Source organism: Streptomyces sp. NPDC005533, assembly GCF_042871845.1.
Classification (GTDB): Bacteria; Actinomycetota; Actinomycetes; order Streptomycetales; family Streptomycetaceae; genus Streptomyces.
Window position 1 is genome coordinate 1 of record NZ_JBIAJH010000153.1, and the last position, 2,752, is coordinate 2,752.

Consider the following 2,752-nt stretch of genomic DNA (forward strand, 5'->3'; position numbering starts at 1 on the left):
TGGTGAACGTGGGAACTGTCCGCGGTCGCCCCTATATCGGACATCCAGTCCGATCGGGGGCAGGCCCATCGCCGGCTGATGGCCGTTGGGCAGGACGGAGGCTCCGTAGTACTCCGAGGCCGGGAAAGCCGGTCACATGGGGAAGGGGGCCAGCGAGTCGGCAGTAAGGAGACTGGAATGCCAGGAGGCTGTCGCCGGTGAGTACCGACGAGCTGGAATGGGCCTTGATGAAGGCCGAACGCCGGGTATTGGAGATCCAGACCAAGCTGCATCGTTGGGCTGTCGATGGTTCTCATCGCAGGTTCGACGACCTGTTCAACCTCGTGGCCGATCCCGCCTTCCTGTTGGTGGCGTGGGACCGTGTCCGGGGAAACAAGGGCGCCCGCACGGCCGGAGTGGATGGGAAGACCACCCGCTCCATCGAAGCCGGGCAGGGAGTCGAGGCGTTTCTCGACAAGCTGCGGACCCAGGTCAGAGACCGCAGCTTCCATCCGGTTCCCGTCCGCGAGCGGATGATTCCAAAGGCGAATGGCAAGCTTCGTCGTCTCGGGATTCTGACCGTGGCGGACCGAGTGGTCCAGGCGTCCTTGAAACTGGTGCTGGAGCCGGTATTCGAAGCGGATTTCCTCCCGTGTTCCTATGGGTTCCGCCCGAACCGCCGGGCTCACGATGCGATCGCCGAAACTCGCTACCTCGCCAGCCACGGATACGAGTGGGTGGTGGAGGGCGACATCACGGCGTGCTTCGACGAGATTGCGCACCCGGCCCTCATGGAGCGGGTGCGCAATCGAATCGGGGACAAGCGGGTGTTGTCCTTGGTGAAGGCGTTCTTGAAGTCCGGGATCCTATCCCGTGACGGGGCCTTCACGGACACACGCACCGGGACCCCGCAGGGCGGGATCCTGTCGCCGCTGCTGGCCGACATCGCACTCTCGGTCCTGGACGAGCGCATCGCCCAGGGCCTCGGAGGACCAGATGGCACCTCCGAGGATCGGCGCAGGAGACGGCGCCGAGGATTGCCCAACTACCGGCTGGTCCGGTATGCGGACGACTTCCTCGTACTCGTCTTCGGGCGTCGAGACCATGCCGAGGAACTACGCGACGAGGTCGCTGGGGCATTGAAGCCAATGGGCCTTCGCCTGTCGGTGGAGAAGACAAGTATCACGCACATTGACGGGGGCCTTGACTTTCTCGGATGGCGCATCCAGCGTCACCGGAAACTTGGCACTGATCGGCAGTACATCTACACCTACCCGGCACGGAAATCAGTACGTTCCGTCACGGGCAAGGTGAAGGAACTGACCGGACGACAGAACGTCGGCTTGTCGCTGGAGTCCTTGCTCCACCGACTGAACTCGGTGTTGCGGGTATGGTGCGCGTATTTCCGTCCCGGAGTTTCGGACGTCGCTTTCTGTTACCTCAGCCATTATGCGTGGATGAGGGTGACAAGATGGATCCGACGCAAGCGCCCCGGGATCACTTGGAAACAGCTCCGCCGACGCTATTACGGCGGCGGCTGGTGGCCCGTAACAGAGGAATTGGAACTGTTCAACCCGGCCAAGGTAAGCGCGACCAGATACCGATACCGGGGAAAACTCATTCCGGCTCCGTGGCCCACTACGGCATGAGGAACTGAACAGCCCGGAACGGGATTTGTGGAGAGCCCGGTGCCCGGAGACGGGCACGCCGGGTTCGGGAGGCGGCTCGGGGAAACCCACTGGTGGAAACATCAGCAGGGCGCCCCGAGTCGACCTCACCGACGGCGCGGAAGCCTTTCAACCGGTTGATGGCGCGTTCGACGGTGTTGCGCTTCTTGTAGCGCTCGCTGTCGAAGCCGGTGGGTCGCCCGCCTCGGGAGCTGCGGTTCTTGCGGTGGCTTTGCTGGTCGAGGCGTTCGGGGATGGTGTGCCGGATTCCGCGTCGTCGCAGGTAACGGCGGTTCTTCCGGGACGTGTAAGCCTTGTCCGCCAAGACGTGGTCGGGCCGGGTGCGGGGCCTTCCGGCTCCGATACGGGGCACGGAAACCTGCCCGCGCACGCGCTCGAACTGGGGCCCGTCGCCGTAGTGTCCAGGTGTCAGAATGAGGGCCAACGGTCGGCATCGCCCGTCGGCGACGAGATGGATTTTGGTCGTGAACCCGCCGCGGGATCCCAGACACTCGCCGACCTGACCACCTTCTCCAGCCGGACCGCCAGTTTCCGCAACACCGGATCGACCCGGTTCGTCCCCCGAACGTTCCCCCTTTGCGGACCCGTGGCCGCTGGCGCCTTTCTCGCGCCGCGGCAGCGTGCTGGGGGCCCGCACCGCGGTCGAATCCACCGACACGTCCCAGTCGATCCGCCCCTCGGCGTCCTCGGCCGCCTGAATCCGAGACAGCAACATTGCCCACGTTCCATCGGCTGACCAGCGGCGATGGGGTTTGTAGACCGTCTCCCACGGCCCGAACCGATCCGGCAGGTCCCGCCACGGCACGCCCGTCCGGACCCGGTAGAGCACTCCGTTGATCACGCGGCGGTGATCACTCCACCGGCCCCACGGGCACCACCAGGAGGTAAGAACGACTCCAGCCGGTCCCACTCCGCATTCGTCAGATCCCCACGGCCCATACAGACAGCCTGCCCCCAACACCCCGCCCACGTCGGGTCTGTCAAAAAAAGGGCTCTGTCTCACATCCGGTGGTGACGGAGGGTTGTGTTATCCGAGGAGGATGCGGTGCCGGAGCAGGGTGAAGCCTGCTCGTCCGTGCATCTGG

1 protein-coding gene and 1 pseudogene are annotated in these 2,752 nt (G+C 64.7%); one reads left to right on the forward strand and one right to left on the reverse strand.

Going from position 1 to position 2,752, the window contains the following annotated elements:
• The first annotated feature begins 197 nt into the window (after positions 1 to 197).
• The gene (gene ltrA, locus ACFYP3_RS37480; RefSeq protein WP_388842582.1) at positions 198 to 1,628 is read left to right on the forward strand and encodes a group II intron reverse transcriptase/maturase; all 1,431 of its coding nucleotides are present in this window, start codon (positions 198 to 200) and stop codon (positions 1,626 to 1,628) included.
• On the opposite strand, the pseudogene ACFYP3_RS37485 reads toward ltrA, so the two are convergent.
• Positions 1,618 to 2,606, reverse strand: a pseudogene (locus tag ACFYP3_RS37485) (IS5 family transposase). The gene ltrA and the pseudogene ACFYP3_RS37485 overlap by 11 nt on opposite strands.
• Positions 2,607 to 2,752: the final 146 nt, after the last annotated feature.